Source organism: Tangfeifania diversioriginum, assembly GCF_900141875.1.
Taxonomy (GTDB): domain Bacteria; phylum Bacteroidota; class Bacteroidia; order Bacteroidales; family Prolixibacteraceae; genus Tangfeifania; species Tangfeifania diversioriginum.
In genome coordinates, this window is the sequence record NZ_FQZE01000004.1 from 40,013 (window position 1) to 55,463 (window position 15,451).

Annotated in this window: 13 protein-coding genes; all 13 read left to right on the top strand. The window is 41.7% G+C overall.

Annotation, left to right across the window (positions count from 1 at the left end; genetic code table 11):
• Positions 1-48: 48 nt before the first annotated feature.
• Positions 49-1,491 carry a D-alanyl-D-alanine carboxypeptidase/D-alanyl-D-alanine endopeptidase gene (dacB, locus tag BUC07_RS03520; RefSeq protein WP_073165647.1) on the top strand — a complete coding sequence of 481 codons (1,443 nt, stop codon included), beginning with the start codon at positions 49-51 and terminating at the stop codon, positions 1,489-1,491.
• 303 nt (positions 1,492-1,794) lie between these two features.
• The gene (locus tag BUC07_RS03525; RefSeq protein WP_073165650.1) at positions 1,795-2,394 is read left to right on the top strand and encodes a Pvc16 family protein; all 600 of its coding nucleotides are present in this window, start codon (positions 1,795-1,797) and stop codon (positions 2,392-2,394) included.
• Positions 2,391-3,266 carry a hypothetical protein gene (locus BUC07_RS03530; RefSeq protein WP_073165653.1) on the top strand — a complete coding sequence of 292 codons (876 nt, stop codon included), beginning with the start codon at positions 2,391-2,393 and terminating at the stop codon, positions 3,264-3,266. Before BUC07_RS03525 ends, BUC07_RS03530 begins: the two co-directional genes overlap by 4 nt.
• An 18-nt stretch (positions 3,267-3,284) precedes the next feature.
• Positions 3,285-5,207, top strand: coding sequence for a phage tail sheath family protein (locus tag BUC07_RS03535; RefSeq protein ID WP_073165655.1), 1,923 nt, complete (start codon positions 3,285-3,287; stop codon positions 5,205-5,207).
• A 32-nt stretch (positions 5,208-5,239) separates the two neighbouring features.
• The gene (locus tag BUC07_RS03540) at positions 5,240-5,674 is read left to right on the top strand and encodes a phage tail protein (protein WP_073165657.1); all 435 of its coding nucleotides are present in this window, start codon (positions 5,240-5,242) and stop codon (positions 5,672-5,674) included.
• Positions 5,675-5,676: 2 nt separating this feature from the next.
• On the top strand, positions 5,677-6,108 hold the full coding sequence (locus BUC07_RS03545; protein ID WP_073165661.1) for a phage tail protein: 432 nt from the start codon (positions 5,677-5,679) through the stop codon (positions 6,106-6,108).
• A gap of 1 nt (position 6,109) precedes the next feature.
• The gene (locus tag BUC07_RS20860) at positions 6,110-6,268 is read left to right on the top strand and encodes a DUF5908 family protein (protein WP_175552454.1); all 159 of its coding nucleotides are present in this window, start codon (positions 6,110-6,112) and stop codon (positions 6,266-6,268) included.
• Positions 6,269-6,985, top strand: coding sequence for a CIS tube protein (locus BUC07_RS03550; protein ID WP_073165663.1), 717 nt, complete (start codon positions 6,269-6,271; stop codon positions 6,983-6,985). It abuts the gene before it with no gap.
• A gap of 2 nt (positions 6,986-6,987) precedes the next feature.
• Complete coding sequence (vgrG, locus tag BUC07_RS03555; RefSeq protein ID WP_073165665.1) at positions 6,988-8,733, top strand: type VI secretion system tip protein VgrG; 1,746 nt, start codon at positions 6,988-6,990, stop codon at positions 8,731-8,733.
• 8 nt (positions 8,734-8,741) lie between these two features.
• The gene (locus BUC07_RS03560; RefSeq protein ID WP_073165668.1) at positions 8,742-9,035 is read left to right on the top strand and encodes a PAAR domain-containing protein; all 294 of its coding nucleotides are present in this window, start codon (positions 8,742-8,744) and stop codon (positions 9,033-9,035) included.
• A gap of 49 nt (positions 9,036-9,084) precedes the next feature.
• On the top strand, positions 9,085-9,495 hold the full coding sequence (locus BUC07_RS03565; protein WP_073165671.1) for a GPW/gp25 family protein: 411 nt from the start codon (positions 9,085-9,087) through the stop codon (positions 9,493-9,495).
• An 11-nt stretch (positions 9,496-9,506) separates the two neighbouring features.
• The gene (locus tag BUC07_RS03570) at positions 9,507-12,731 is read left to right on the top strand and encodes a baseplate J/gp47 family protein (protein WP_073165674.1); all 3,225 of its coding nucleotides are present in this window, start codon (positions 9,507-9,509) and stop codon (positions 12,729-12,731) included.
• The gene (locus BUC07_RS03575) at positions 12,719-15,448 is read left to right on the top strand and encodes a hypothetical protein (protein WP_073165677.1); all 2,730 of its coding nucleotides are present in this window, start codon (positions 12,719-12,721) and stop codon (positions 15,446-15,448) included. Before BUC07_RS03570 ends, BUC07_RS03575 begins: the two co-directional genes overlap by 13 nt.
• Positions 15,449-15,451: the final 3 nt, after the last annotated feature.

A 15,451-nucleotide genomic window follows, 5' to 3' on the forward strand; every position in this document is an offset into this window, starting at 1 on the left:
CGTTATCTTTTACAATCTGTTATTTTTAAAGAATCAAACTTACAAAAAATGAAGTTACGAATAATTATTTTTGTTGCAGTACTTTTTTTCAGAAATTGGTCAACAGCTCAACCAGGTTTTGAAGAGTTGATTCAGAACCTGATGGCGCAGGAAAATTACAAGCATGCTACTGCCGGCATTCATATTGTAGATTTAAGTTCGGGCGAAGAAGTGTATGCTTTAAACAGTGACAAACTGATGATTCCTGCCTCTACCATGAAACTGGTTACCTCAGCCGCAGCTCTTCAGATACTTGGCCCTGATTACCGGTTTCAGACAAAAATTGGATATACCGGTGAAATTGTTGATGCCACTTTGCAAGGAGACTTGGTTGTTATCGGAGGAGGAGATCCGGCATTAGGTTCGGAATATTTTACGACGCATTACTATCAGCCAAATTTTTTGCAATCGTGGGCTGAGCAGGTTAATGCAGCCGGAATAAAAAGAGTGGAAGGCAATCTGGTTTTGGACGGTTCGCTGTATGATTCTGAAAAAATCCCTCCCAAATGGATTTGGGAAGACATAGCCAACTATTACGGGGCAGGAGCCAGCGCTTTGACTGCTTATGACAATCTTTTCCGGATAACGTTTCGTTCACCACGAAAAGCAAATCAGCCAACCGAGATTGTTGCTGTTTATCCCAAAGTTGGGGGGCTTACATTCAAAAATGAAGTGCTTTCATCGAATATCAATCGCGATCGTGCCTTTGTTTTTGGCAGTCCGCTCGACGGGAAAAGGGTTATCCGGGGCACCATTCCCAAAAACAGGTCGGCTTTTACCATAAAGGCTTCCAATCCGTTTCCTGAACAAATGCTGGCCGACAACCTTTGGCAACAACTGAATAATGCGGGTATTTTTATAAGCGGCAATGTTGTTTTCAAAAAAGTGAGCGCACATAAATTTCAGAATATTTACATTCAGGAATCCCCGCAACTGGCTGAAATAGTCCGGGTTTTAAATATTGAGAGTGTTAATTTATTTACAGAACATTTGGTAAAACAAATTGCCGTAGAAACCAACGAAATTGGCAACCGGGAAGATGGATTGCAGCAGATAACCGACTTTTACCGCAAAAATAATTTCGATACCAACCAAATTGTGATGGAAGATGGTAGCGGATTATCGCATTTCAACCTGGTAACCCCGCAGTTTTTTACCCATTTGCTAAGTTATATGGCCAATTCAGAACAAATTTTTCCGGTATTCGAGAATTCATTGCCTTCAGCAGGAGAGGGAACACTCTACCAGTTTGACCCTGAAAATTTTTCAGAAGAATCATTACTTGCCAAAAGTGGATCGATGACCCGTGTGCGTTGCTATGCCGGTTATTTAACTGCAAACAGTGGAAAAAAACTTGCCTTTTCTTTTATGTTCAATCATTTTTCAGGCAGCCATTCTGAACTCATAAATTTACTGGGTGATATTTTTATCGCACTGAAAAAGGAATATTGACTGAATTTTAAAAATTAATATTGTTTGATACAAATCCTTGTATGTGAATGCTTTGTGGATAAATTTAATATTTTTTCATGTAAAACATTGACTTTCTGTTTTTCTTGCCGTAAATTGTTTGGCGAAACCGTTAAATCGTGCAGAACGATCATTTGTGTTCTGCTGAGCTCAAAAATCAAGTTGTAAAAATTCCTGAGAGAAATTAAGAAAGAGGAATTGAAACGTGTTGGTTTAATACAATAAGGTCTTTAAGTGTTCTTGTTGTATTTTATTTATTTGAAGCTCATTAAAACTGAAAATATAATGATTTACGAAACCTTACAGATTTTAAAAGAACAGCTTGAAAAATATTTTACTGAAATAGGATTAGAAAAAATTATTGCGCTGGATAATATTGCCTTGTGGGGCTCGGGAGATAATAATGACGAAAAGAAAGTGGAAGGTAAGGTGGTGCTTTCGCTGTTGAAAATTGAGGAAGAAACCACGCTGAAAAACACACCGCATTTCGAGGTAAAAGACAACAAAACAGCGTATAAAAATCAACCGGTAAATTTAAACCTGTATCTTTTAATTAGCGCAAACTGCGACACTTACGACAAATCGCTGCGCAGTATTTCCAAAATAATTGAATACTTTCAGGGGAAAAAGGTATTTACCTCCACCAACACTGTTTACAACCGTAACAATGTTGCATTTGAAGAGCTTAATTATTTCAGGTTTAACCTTGAATTATTTTCTCCTTCGTTCGAAGAACAAAATCATATTTGGGGCACGCTGGGCGGTAGGCAGTTACCATCGGTGATTTACAAAATACAACTTGTACAAATTGATAAAGATAAAAAACTGGCATCATCTGAAGTGATTACTCATATTGGCGGAAACCTAAACGATTTGCAGCAATGAGTTTTTCAGTGAAATACAAGGAACTTTTCAGGGTTGAAATACAGCACAGGTATTTTTTGAATAAAGGAAAAGTGGAGTTTGACGATATGTCAGAAGAGAATAAGGCTAAACAGTTGAAAATGTACAACTTTAACCGGTTTTTTAATATAACGCCTGTCACCGCTGACCTGCAAAAATTGAGTGGTCGGAAGATGGTTTTTTCACAATTTAATTCAGGCTTTGGAATTTGGGCAGAAGAGGATGCCAATAACCCGCAAAAACCGTTTATTCCCATTGAAGACAATTTTAATCTCACCTTTGTTATTCAGCTATCTGATAACAATTTTTTGAACTACACCAATTTGGAGCTGGAAAATGCCCGTAAGCTTCACTATTTTTCCAACCAGCGGTTAAGCTCCGAAAATCCCGGATTTCCGCTCATTCCTTTAAAAAATTCAAATGAAGTTGCTGACGACTCATTTGTTTTATCCGCGGACTCACAAGTCGAAGAATTGCAGCAACTTTCGGCTGAACAGCAAAAAAATCTCTTCGGCATCATTCGCATATACATGAAAGGCCAAAACGCATCGCATGATATAACAGATGCTCAGGGAGATTTCCAGGCGGACATCCCCGTCTTTAAGCTTGAATTTTTGAACAGGAGTACGCTGTGGCGGTATGTTTTTGACACCGACCAATCAGTAAAACCACATGATAATGTAAAAGTTGAAAACGGTGATCCCAGGGTGCTGGTCACTAAATCGGAACAACCGTTAACCCAAAACGGGTTTATAATAGTTGAACTGGATGGTGAAGAGCTGCCCAATCCGGATGTAAAGCTTATCAAACCAGATTCAGCAAACAATAAAATATATTCAGAAATAATCATGTAAAACTAAAAAGAAGTAATTATGGCAACATCTTACAAAACACCAGGCGTTTACATTGAGGAGATTTCCAAATTTCCGCCGTCTGTAGCGCAAGTTGAAACGGCCATTCCCGCATTTGTGGGATATACTGAACAGGCTGTTGTTGACGGAGAAGATTATCACGATGCTACTCCCGAAAAAATTATCAGGCCTGTGAAAATCAGGTCACTGCCCGAATTTGAATTCTATTTTGGCGGTGCTCCCGATCCTACCAATATTGAGGTTGAACTTAAAGCTGATAATTCAGTGAAATCGGCAAAAGTAAACAGCATCAATTTGTTGTTCGACTCTGTTCGTATGTTTTATGCCAACGGCGGGGGCGAGTGTTTTATCGTTTCGGTTGGAGGTTATAATTCAAAACCCGGAGATGTAAAAAAAGAAGATTTGCTTGCTGGCCTGGCCGCATTGGAAAAAGAAGATTTACCAACATTGCTGGTAATTCCTGAAACAGTTCATTTAAGTGAAGCCCAGGCCGGTGAAGTTCACGCTGCTATGCTTGCCCAGTGTAATAAGCTGCAAGACCGTTTTGCCGTGCTTGATTTGGTTGGCGGCCAAAAGGAAATTACACCATCAGACGATCCGGTGGCTGAATTCAGGAATAATGTGGGAATGAATTACCTGAAATATGGTGCGGCCTACTATCCCTGGATTAAAACTACTTTGCCCTTTAAAATTGATTACGATGCCATTTTGGCTGGAACATTTAAAAAAGAAGGTTCAAATATTGATGTTAAAACACTGTTCAACAGCGATGTGGTGGGAGCCATTAAAAATATTGATGATGATATTTCCAGTCAGCAACCATTAACTGCTGATACAAGTGTAACCCTCGATAATAAAACATCGCTTGAAGATTTTGCAGCAAAACTTTATGCTGATTTTTCCGCTTTTTATTCGCTTTCTCCGGCTGATAACGATCCGGATGACAGCAATTCAGCTTTCAGCATTCATGAAAAGTTTAAAAAGGAGGATTCCAATTTTCACGGGCTCGTAAAAAAGTTGTATGAATACAATCATTTTAGCGAGACTGCAAACAGTGATTCTCCCTGGGCCTCGCCACTTTTGGATAATACTTTCGATTTTGCAGGAGATTTTTCCGATTATACGCTTGATCCGCCTTCAACTGACAAAAATGATATCTACACAGCTTCATCAACAGCTGCCAATGCAGCACCCTATTTTAAAGCACTGGCAGACAAGCTTGCAAAGCTGATTGATAATTTCTACACCGAGCTGAAGGCATCGCGAAAAAGTCGTACAGAGCTGCTCAGGGAAGTAGATCCGGTGTATAGTGGTATTGTTAATGCCATCAGCTCAAAAGGAGTTGTGTTGCCACCCAGCGGGGCTGTTGTGGGGAAATATGCTTCTGTGGACCGCGAACGTGGCGTGTGGAAATCGCCTGCAAATGTCAGCATAACAGCTGTGAAAGGCCCATCCGTAAATGTTACACACGAAGAACAGGAAGGACTTAATGTGGATGCTGAAGCCGGAAAATCAGTAAATGCCATTCGCGCCTTCACCGGAAAAGGTACACTCATTTGGGGAGCCCGCACACTGGCCGGCAACGATAATGAATGGCGATACATTGCCGTTAGAAGATTCTTTAACATGGTGGAAGAGTCGGTTAAAAAAGCTACTTCCCAGTTTGTTTTCGAACCCAACGATGCCAACACCTGGGTAAAAGTAAGGGCGATGATCGAAAATTTCCTGACACTTCAGTGGCGTGCCGGCGCTTTGACCGGAGCCAAACAGGATCAGGCATTTTATGTGCGCGTTGGACTGGGACAAACAATGACCGCCCAGGATATTCTGAATGGATATATGCATGTTGAAATTGGCATGGCAGTAGTTCGTCCGGCCGAGTTCATTGTACTTAAATTTTCTCACAAAATGCAGGAATCGTAAATAAATTATAAAACAATTAAAATCAAATAATTATGGCAACTACATATCCATTGGTAAAGTTTCATTTCCAGGTAGAGTGGGGTGGAACAAAAATAGGATTTACCGAAGTTTCGGGGCTGGATGTTGAATCGGAGGTAGTGGAATACCGCGAAGGGGCAAGTCCGGAGTTCTCAAAAATTAAAATGCCCGGGATGCAGAAATTCAGCAACATCACCTTAAAGCGGGGTACTTTTGCAACCGATAACGAATATTTCAACTGGTGGAATACCGTGAAACTCAATACTATAGAGCGTCGCGACATCACCATCAGCCTGCTCAACGAAGAGCACGAACCGGTGGTGACCTGGAAGGTGAAAAACGCCTGGCCGGCAAAAATCCAGTCCACCGATTTGAAAGCTGACGGTAACGAAGTGGCCATCGAGTCAATGGAAATAGTGCACGAAGGTTTAACCATTCAAAATGAATAAAAATGGCAAACTATTATCCTCCTTTGGGATTTCATTTTAAGGTGGAATTTTCCCACATCGAAGGCGAATTCCAGTTTCAGTCGGTTTCGGGTTTAACTGTTGAACTCGAAACCGAACAAATTGCCGAAGGAGGTGAAAACAGGTTTAAACACCAGTTGCCGGTTCGCACAAAATTTCCCAACCTGGTGCTGAAAAGAGGAGTGCTGGTAAATTCGGGGCTCGTTAAATGGTGCAGAGATGCTGTGGAAGATTACGACATCAAACCAGTTGATTTAACCATCAGCCTGCTGAATGAAGAGCACGAGCCTCTCATGACCTGGAATGTGGTGCACGCCTATCCGGTAAAGTGGGCCATGGCTGATTTCAATGCCGAAGAGAGCAAAATTGTAATTGAAACCATTGAGCTGGCTTATAACTATTTCAATATAAAATAATATGCCCATAGAAATTAAGGAACTGCACATTAAAATAAATGTGGACGATAATCAGAATAACGGTGGTTCAGCCAAAATGGAACACAAAGAGAAAGAACTGCTTATTGCTGCATGCGTGGAGCAGGTGATGGAAATTCTTTCAAAAAAGGAGGAAAGATAAATGAGCGGTGAACTGATAAAACTGAGTATTAAGGCTTTTTGCGATGAGCAATTTTCGGAAGAAGTGGCCGATGGCGAATTCAGAACATTGCTGAATCCTGAGAAATACACATACAAATATCAAATTGAGCAGAACGAAGAACAGGCGCCGGGAACAAGTGGGGGAGCTCCCCGTTTTAACAAAATTCCTCCCGAAGGGCTCGAACTGGAATTTGTTTTCGATCGCACGGGGGTTATTACCGATTATGGCACTTCCGGAACTGCCGATGATAAAACATTCAGGGATGAAGGCGGCGGAGTAATCGACGATGTGGAACATTTTAAAAAAGTGGTGTTCGATTACAATGGTGATGAGCACCGCCCCAATTATCTCATCATCTCATGGGGCACCCTTCTTTTTAAAGGCACGCTTTCCGAAATGGATCTCACATTCAAGCTGTTCAAGTCTGATGGGACACCGCTCAGGGCTGTTGCCAACGCAAAATTTAAAGGCTTTGTGGAAGACAACCTGCGGGTGGCCATGGAAAACAACAGTTCGCCCGACCTGACTCACGTGCGTGAGGTTAAGGAAGGAGATACCCTTCCGCTTATGACTTACCGGATTTACGGTGACTCGAAATATTATGCAGAAGTTGCAAAAGCAAACAACATTCTGAATTTCAGAAAACTAAAAGTGGGACAAAAGATATTTTTTCCACCACTTGAAAAAAGTTCATAATTATGCCCGAAGAAAGAGTAATCAGCACATCGCGTTCGGCCGATTTAATTACGCACAAAATCCTGGTTGACGGCGAAGAAATTTCCGGTTCAATCCAGGTGATGAATATCGCTGTGGAAAAGGAAATTAACCGCATTCCCACCGCAAAAATTGTTCTGCTCGATGGCGATCCGGCTGCGCAGGATTTTGCCCTGAGTAACAAGGATCTGTTTATTCCCGGGAAAAAAATTGAAATTAAAGCAGGTTACCATTCTGATGAAGAAACTGTTTTTAAAGGCATGGTAATCAAGCACAATCTAAAAATAAGGAATAACCAGTCGTTTTTGATTGTTGAATGCAAAGATGAAGCAGTGAAAATGACGGTTGGCCGTAAAAGTAAATATTTTTACGAGAGTACCGATAGTGATATTATCAGTGAAATTATTGAAACTTACGGCCTGGAAAATGAGGTAGAATCTTCAAATGTCACTCACAAGGAGCTGGTTCAGTATAATGTTACTGATTGGGATTTTTGCATCACCCGGGCACAGGCAAATGGCAAAGTGTGCATTGTGGATAATGGCAAATTGATATTTCAAAAACCGGATGTATCGCAGGCAGAAACGGAAACTGTTTCTTACGGAGCTACTTTACTCGATTTTGATGCCGAAATAGATGCACGCAACCAGTTTCAAAAAGTTACCTCTTTCGGGTGGAACGCTGCTGATCAGGAGTTGCTTGAAATGGAAGCCAATGACCCTGGAATTTCGCTTAATGGCAATATCAGTGCAAACGAATTATCGGAAGTGACAGGACTCCAAAACCTTGAACTGAAAGCAGGCATCGGAGCCAACAACACTGCGCTGCAGGAATGGGCTGATGCCAAATGGCTGTTTAATCAAATGGCAAAGATAAGGGGCCGCATGAAATTTCAGGGTATTCCGGGCGTAAAACCTGGAACTCTTATTAAGTTGCAGGGAGTGGGCGAACGATTCAGTGGGAAGGTTTATATTTCAGCTGTTCGCCACCAGATTACAGAAGGAAACTGGACTGTTGATGCCGAATTCGGAATTAACCCCAAATGGTTTACCGAATCGCATTCAATCAATGATTTACCGGCAGCAGGCTTGATGGCAGCTGTAAATGGATTGCAAATTGGTATTGTTACGCAACTGGAAAACGATCCTGATGGCGAAGACCGCATTCTGGTTCGGTTACCTGTAATCGACGGCCAGGACCAGGGCATATGGGCACGAATTGCTTCGCTCGATGCAGGCGAAAACCGCGGAGCTTTTTTCCGGCCCGAAATCGACGATGAAGTTATTGTGGGGTTCATTAACGAAGACCCCAACGACGCAGTGGTGTTGGGAATGATGAACAGCAGCGCCAAACCCGCACCGCTGACTGCCTCGGATGATAATCATGAAAAAGGATTTGTTACACGCAGCGGAATGAAATTCATTTTTAACGACGACAAAAAATCAGTTGTGCTGGAAACTCCCGGCGGGAAAAAGGTGGTTATTGATGATGATGCCGGAATCATTGAATTGGAGGACGAAAATTCCAATAAAATTACGCTCGACTCAGGCGGAATTGTTTTCGACAGTCCTGCTGATATTTCAATAAAATCAACCGGCGATGTAAATATTGAAGGCACAAATGTAACGGTAACAGCAAATGCCCAATTTAAAGCCGAAGGTACCGCAGGAGCAGAAGTTTCATCGAGTGCTACGGCAGTAATAAAAGGCTCAGTTGTACAAATTAATTAATAAATATTATGGGAAAACCAGCAGCAAGAATAACAGATATGCATACCTGCCCGATGGTGACAGGCACCGTTCCACATGTGGGGGGACCAGTTCTGCCACCCGGCGAACCAACGGTTTTAATTGGTGGGATGCCGGCAGCAAGAGTAGGCGATATGGCTACCTGCTCAGGACCACCCGATTCCATTGTAGTTGGCTCAGCCACGGTATTGATTGGCGGGATGCCCGCTGCACGAATGGGGGATCTTACAGCACATGGCGGCTCAATTGTGGCCGGTAGCCCAACTGTTTTAATAGGCGGATAAGACCAGTGGTAAAAGTGATTGGAAATTTTGATTGGGAAATAACTTGGATATGAATACAGAGAAATCATTTTTGGGAAGAGGATGGAGTTTTCCTCCTGAATTTCAGAAGGAGACAGGTGCGGTAAAAATGCTTGAAGATGAAGCAGATATTAAAAGCAGTCTCGAAATTCTACTGGCTACCCGGCCGGGCGAACGCATAATGCTGCCTGAATACGGTTGCAACCTCGAAGAATTGCTGTTCAAGCCGATGAATCTCACCCTGAAAACTTACGTCATCGATTTAATTAAAACGTCCATTCTTTACCATGAACCACGAATTGATGTCAACAAAATTGATATTGATGCAGCAGACGAGCTTAATGGTGTGCTGATGATTAACATTGATTATACGATACGAACCACGAATTCGCGAAAAAACATGGTATTTCCTTTTTATAAAGAAGAAGGGAATGAACTGTAAACTGAATTTATATGTCTGACTGCGGCAAAAATATAACGTTAAAAAGAGAAGGCACCGACCAATACAGTCGTTTTGTTGAATCGCTCGATCCCGGTTCTGTAAAACTGAATGATTTTAGTCTGGAAGAATGGATGCGCTTTGCATATCGCTTTGCGCAGCATGTAAACTATTTCAATACCAGCGATTTTGAAAACCCGGCCGGCGACTGGACAAAATTTTTTGTTGCTGAAGAGGAATTTAAGGATTTTTTATCGCGTGTTGAAACCGGGAAAACATTAAATCCTCATCTGGCGCTTTATGTGAGTTTCATAAAATTACTTGAATTCTCAAAAAAGCGGTTTAACCAGTTAACAAAGCGGCACCTCGATTTTTATTACAAAAATATTCTGCAAATTGAAAAGCTCCCGGCCACACCCGATAAGGTACATCTGATTTTTGAGCTGGCAAAAAATGTGACCAGTGAGAAGATATCTGAAGAAACAGAATTAGATGGAGGAAAGGACACTGCAGGTGTAAAACGAATTTATAAAACTACCGAAGAGTTTGTTGCCAATAAGAGCACTGTTGCCTCGTTAAAAAGCGTTTACAACACCCATTCCGGTAAAAAACTGAAAGCCGCGGAAAAAGCAAATTCGTATGATGGAATGGGAGCTGACTTCCCTGAAAATGAAATAAAATGGTGGCCTTTTGGTTATTACGATGATGCAAAGTACCCGGAACTACCGGATGCAAAAGTGGGATTCGCCCTGGCAACCGAAGTGCTCGAAATGCAGGAAGGCGAACGAAATGTTTTTATAACAGCCGAATTTTCAAAAGCTCCCGGTGCAGTATCAGCCGAAATTCTTCGTAACAATCTGGAAATATACTGCTCGGGCGAAAAAGGATGGCTGGGGCCTTTCGAAATAATGCCCGGTTTTGAGGTCGAAGAAGGAAATGAATTCACCTCAGAAATTAATCCGGGCCAGAAAAAATTGAAAATCGCTTTTCAGGTTCCAAAAGATGAAAAGCCGGTTGTTCCGTATAATTCAGAGGTCTTGGGTGAGAATTTCAAAACCAACCTTCCGGTATGCAGGGTACTTTTTAAAACCGAAAACGAAGCCGGTTTTGACCTTTACCGGAATTTGGTAGAAAATGAACTCGAAAACCTGAATGTGGAAGTGGATGTGCGCGGGGTAAAAAGCCTTTTGCTCGAAAGCGATATTGGCAAACTGAATGCCGAAAAACCCTTTTATCCGTTTGGCACCCAGCCCGTAAAACGTTCGAATTTTTACATCGACTGCCCTGAGCTTTTCAAAAAACGCTGGACACAGCTGGATGTGGAAATGGATTGGAAAAACACGCCTGAAAAATTGGAAAACAGCAGCAGAGATGCCTTTATTGATTTGTATTTTGCTTACCGTAAGGATCATCTCGCTCAAACAAGTCCTTCCACCTATTCATTTGGCATGCTGGATATTGAAGCGATGAGCCAAACACTTCGATCAAAAATTCCTAAAAACGAACGGACTTCATTGCAAGCACAAATGAACGTTTTTCCATGGTTTAAAAACCCCGATAATTTAATTGTAAACAGCAACAACTATTTCACTGCTAAAATTGATATTCTGAACAAAGAGGAGTGGGATACCGTTGACGGAGGCAATGCAAAACCACTTTTTAGTCCAAAGGGAGTCGGATTTCAAACAAAGTTCCAGGTTTCCAACACATCGCAAATTTTTGAGGAAGATAAAAACGGGCCGGTAAGATTATCCTTAAACCAGTCGTTTTTGCACGAACTGTTTCCCAAAATTTATGCGCTGGCTTTTAAAAGCGAGGATGAAAATGTGCTGATTCCTAACGAACCATACACGCCAATGGTTGAAAAAATTTCGCTTGATTATAAGGCAGCAAACAGCATCAACCTAAATGCCAATGAAGAAGGATATGCAACCAACAAACTCACGCTGTTTCACGAACATCCGTTTGGGCAGTCGGAAGAACATCCGTGGCTGAAGCATCAGCTTAATTTTTTAAATACTGAAGACAAAAAAGTAAATCTTCTGCCTGTTTACTGCAAAGGTGGCGAGCTGTACATTGGCCTCGAAAATGCAAAACCACAACAAACGGTGTCGTTGCTGGTGCAGGTACTGGAAGGCAGCGAAAATCCGCTGGCCGGCTCATTCACCGGCGATCAAAAGGCCGAGTGGTTTGTGATGTGCCGGAACGAGTGGAAAAATATCGATTCTAATTATATGATTTCCAACGAAACCGATAATTTTTTGAAATCGGGAATAGTGCGGTTTTCCATTCCGAAAGAAGTAACGGAAAATAATACAAAATTGCCGGCTGGCCTGGTTTGGGTGAAAGTTAAAATCCATAAAAATTACGATGCGGTTTGCAAGGTAATTTCAATACAGGCACAAGCCGTTCAGGCAGAATTCAGAGATAATGGAAACGAATTGTCGCACCTTGAAAAAGGACTTCCTGCAGAATCCGTTACAAAGATGGTAAAACGGAGTGCTGCTGTAAAAGGTGTTTCCCAGCCGTTTTCGTCATTCGGAGGAATGCCTGAAGAATCGGACACAGCCTATTACCGGCGCATCAGCGAACGACTGCGCCATAAAAACCGAGCTGTAACTGTTTGGGATTATGAACACCTGGTATTGCAAAAATTCCCGGAAATTTTTAAGGTGAAATGCCTGAACCACACGTATAAAAACGCTTTTCTTTCGCCGGGAAATGTGGTGTTGATTGTAATTCCTGACATAGCCAACAAAAATGTTTTCGACATTTATCAGCCACGGGTTAGTCAGGCCAAACTTAATGAAATCAGCCAATTCATTAACCGGCACAATTCACTTCACGTCAAAGCAGTTATTGCCAATCCTGATTACGAGGAAGTAAAAGTTGAACTGAAAGCAAAATTCCACGCAGGCTTCGACGAAAATTTCTATCAGAAAAAATTAAATGAAGACATCACCCGGTTGCTTTCTCCCTGGGCTTTTGAACGCACCGGACGCATCGATTTTGGAGTTTCGCTGCACCGGAGTTTGGTTGTCAATTACATTGAAAAACTGAGCTATGTGGATTATGTGGAAGATGTAAAACTGGTGAAAGGAACTGAAGTCAGCACAAAAGCGGTGGCACCTTCAAGCCCGAGGGCCATCCTGGTATCGTCCAAACAGCACTCTATCAGCACAAAAAGCAAAAGTTGTAACGAGGAAACTACTGAAACACAAGAAAAATGTCAGAGCTAAAAAAACATATTACCCTGCCTAAAAACGTTGAAACGGGTGACGACCTCGATTTTTCGTTCCTGCGAAAAAAAGGACAGGAATATATCGAACAACTGGCCGGCAACGTGTGGACCGACTTTAATTCCCATGACCCGGGAATTACTATGCTTGAAATGCTGTGTTACGCCATTACCGACCTTGGCACGCGGCTCCAAATGCCTGTTGAAAATATTCTTTCGCCCGAAAACGACAGCTCAGCAAAAATAGAAGACCAGTTTTTTAAAGCTTCACAGATTTTACCGTCAAAGCCTGTTACCGAAAATGATTACCGAAAATTGTTTATTGATATCGATGGGGTGAAAAACTGCTGGTTGAAACCGTATAAAAAAAGTGTCTGGGTGGATTGTAAAAATGGACAATTGTCCTATAATTCTGCTGATTTTGAAGAAATTCATAAAAATTATAAACAACAATTCGATTTACAGGGGCTCTATTCTATTATTGTTGATTTTGATGAATTGGACGAAGAAAAATTTCCGACTGATGAATTGAAAGATGCTGAAATAGAGCGGATAAAAGAAGAAATCCGAACCATTTACCATGCCAACCGCAACCTTTGCGAAGATTTGGTTGAAGTTACCGAAGTTGAAAACCATCCTATTTCGGTTTGTGCAAAAATTGAGGTGCTGCCTGATACCGATGAAGAATTGGTTCATGCAAAGGTTTTGCGGGCTATTGACGACTATTTCTCGCCTTCGCTGAAATTTTATTCACTGCAGCAGATGCTCAGCAAAGGGTACACAACCGATGAGATTTTTGAAGGCCCGCTGCTTTCAAAAGGGTTTGTCGATCCCCGGGAGCTGGAATCAGCCGGATTGCGCACTGAGGTTCGTTTATCGGATATCATGCAGTTGATTTCGGATATTGAAGGCGTAAAGGTTATAAAAGAAATTTCAATTAATGATTGCAAATACCCTGAAAACGAGGAAGATGAATGGTTGATTTGTGTGCAGGACGGGAAAAAGCCCGTTCGTTGCGACCAAAGTGTTTTCAGTTATTATAAAAGTGTTTTGCCGGTTAACGTGAATAACAAAAAGGTAAAAGCCTATCTGAAAGAGCTCGGGGAAGCTGAAAAAGAAGAACAGGCCCAGGCAACTGTAAATATGGAACCCAAAATTCCCGCGGGTGAAAATTTTGGAACGAATGAAACCACAACCATTCAAAATGATTTCCCGGATACCTATGGAATTGGGCCAAACGGTTTGCCTAAGCGGGCAAAAACAGCCCGGAAATCCCAGGCCAAACAGCTAAAAGGTTATTTGCTGTTTTTCGACCAGGTGTTTGCCACCTATTTTGCTCACCTGGGGAAAGTGAAAGATGTCTTGTCGGTTGACAATCAGTTGAAAAGAACGTATTTCACCCAGGCAGTTGAAGACATAAAAGATTTTGAAGAGCTGGTTAGAAATTATCCGGCAGAAGACCCGGAGGCTCTGACAGAACAACTATTAGCAGATTTGGATAACAATGTGGAGCGCAAAAACAAATTGCTCGATCACCTGATTGCACGGTTTTCCGAAAAATTCAGCGATTATGCATTTTTGATGAAACAACTTTACGGCAGTTACGCCGACAAAGCTGTGCTGCTTTCAAAAGATTCATTCTTAAAAGATTATGATGTCACCAGCCGGCAGCGGGGAAGTGCTTTCAATTATTTCAGGCAACCCGAAACTGAACTCTGGAATACCGACAATGTAGCGGGCGTTCAAAAACGAATTGCCCGGTTAATTGGAATGAAAAATTTCAACCGGCGCAACCTTTCCGATTCTTTTGTGGAGATTTATGAACTGGAAGATTCCGATGGGGAAACTGTTTTCCGCTGGAGGATTCATAACACCGACGATGAAATTATTTTATCGGCCACCGAAAATTATCCCACCATTCAGCTGGCTGAAAACGAACTGTACCTCTCTGTTTTGAAAATAGTTGAGTCTTCATCGGAAGAAATAGAAAAAGCATTTGAAAATGAGATTTTTGATGAAGCCGAAGTGGAAAACTTCGAAATCCAGAAAGCGGAATCCGGAAAATATTCATTCGATGTAATCGATTTGGAGGCTCCGCCCACAAGCACCAAAAGAATTATTGCCCGGCAGTTTACTTATTACGACACTCAGGATGAATTGAAAAATGCCCTGCTGGAAATCATTGATTTTATGGCGAATGAGTTTAGCGAAGAAGGAATGTTTTTAGTCGAACACATCTTGCTTCGCCCTGACGTGACAGCGAATTCTTCTCCATTGGAATCCTTTATCCCGGTTTGTGCCGACGATTGCAACGGATGTAATCCGGTTGACCCGTATTCATTCCGTGTAACAGTAGTTTTGCCCGGTTGGGTTTACCGGTTTGCCAGCGAAGAATTCAGAAACTATTTGGAAGACCTCATACGAAAAGAAATTCCGGCTCACATTCTTGCCCGCATTTGCTGGGTAGGCGATCGAAAAAATAAAGTACCGAACAATAAAAATGACATGCTCAATTTTGAAAAAGCCTTCCGCGAATTTTTGGTTTCCAAAACCAATCTGGAGCAGGCTCAAAATAATTTAAAATTGAAAAATCTGATAAAAGCGCTAAATGAGTTGAATTCGGTTTATCCAACAGGTAAACTTATTGATTGTGATGATGAAGACGATGAATTGAAAGGCAGAATTATCCTTGGACGCACCAACATTGGAAACCTTTAAATG